General features: G+C 39.9%; 1 protein-coding gene. It reads left to right on the top strand.

Going from position 1 to position 1369, the window contains the following annotated elements; genetic code table 11:
- Positions 1–349 precede the first annotated feature (349 nt).
- Positions 350–1369, top strand: a 1020-nt coding sequence (locus MMU05_RS22995; RefSeq protein WP_241144000.1) for a ligand-binding sensor domain-containing protein, incomplete at its 3' end; no start/stop codon positions are given.

Below are 1369 nucleotides of genomic sequence, written 5' to 3'. Positions count from 1 at the left end.
CAATCTTCCTTATATTTAAGATAATCAACACTTTAGGTGGGGATTGATTTCATATTTTTTACCAATTTAAAGTAGGCCAATGAATGCATTCAAACTAGTTTTAGCGATTTGTTTGGGATATTTGTCTTCATGCAACACCAAACAGGAATTCAGAGCAATTGACAAGAGTATCGAAAAAGACTCTCTTGTACCCTTGCGAAGAACTGTAATAGCCGACCTCCCTGACAGCTTACAACCCAAGACTTTTTTATTAAAAGATATGCCAAAACCAAAGGTTAGACACATCCACGAGATCGAAACTGAAACTACCCTGCTTCCTGTCTTAAAAAATGATAAAGGTGAACCTATTTTGGATCAGGAAGGCAATACAATTTTAATGGGAGGTAGTGGCTTATCTAATTTTACCACCTTCACTACTGATGATGGTTTGGCATTAGAGTCCATTTTATGTTCATTTATGGATAGGACAGGGAATCTTTGGTTTGGCACCCGAGGTGGTGGAGTGAGCCGGTATGATGGAAAATCATTTACCAATTTTACTATTGCACATGGTCTGGTAAATAATTCAATCTGGTCTATTTTTGAGGATACATCCGGCAATCTTTGGTTTGGGTCTGATGGTACTGGAGTCAGTCGTTATAATGGAAAATCTTTTACCAATTTTTCTGAGGATCAGGGCCTTTCATATAATGTTGTGCGGGATATAGCCGAGGACAAGGATGGAAATATTTGGTTAGGGACATGGGATGGTTTAAATCGTTTTGACGGCAAATCTTTTACTACTTTTTCTACTGCTCATGGTTTGGCGGATAATAATGTTTGGTGTATCACTGAAGATAAAAATGGGGACCTTTTGTTCGGAACCATGGAAGGAGGTGTAAGCCGCTATGATGGCCAAACCTTTACCACTTTATCTACTGATCATGGCTTAGCAAGCAATGCTGTTTGGAGAGTTAAAGAAGATAGTGAAGGAATTCTATGGTTTGGCACTTTGGGCGGGGGAGTTAGCCGCTATGAACCCTCAGATTCGCTAAAATCACGATCAGGTTCTTTGCCTCAGGGAAATGTAGGTATTACCAATTTTTCTACCAATGAAGGTCTAGCAAATAATTTAGTTCGGAATATCACGGAGGATAATGCAGGTAACCTTTGGTTTGGTACTGATGGGGGTGGAGTGAGTCGTTTTAATGGCAAGGTGTTTACCAATTTTACCACTGCTCAGGGGTTGGCAAATAATAATGTTTTAAGTATTAGCAAGGATAAGACTGGGAGTCTTTGGTTCGCTACTTATGGAGGAGGCGTCAGTCGCTATGATGGTCCATCATTCACAACATTTTCCAAAGCCCATGGTTTGCCGAGTTCTTTTGTA

Origin of the sequence: Cognataquiflexum rubidum, assembly GCF_022538115.1 — a bacterium.
Lineage (GTDB): Bacteria > Bacteroidota > Bacteroidia > Cytophagales > Cyclobacteriaceae > Cognataquiflexum > Cognataquiflexum rubidum.
This window is presented reverse-complemented; position numbering and strand designations above follow the sequence as displayed.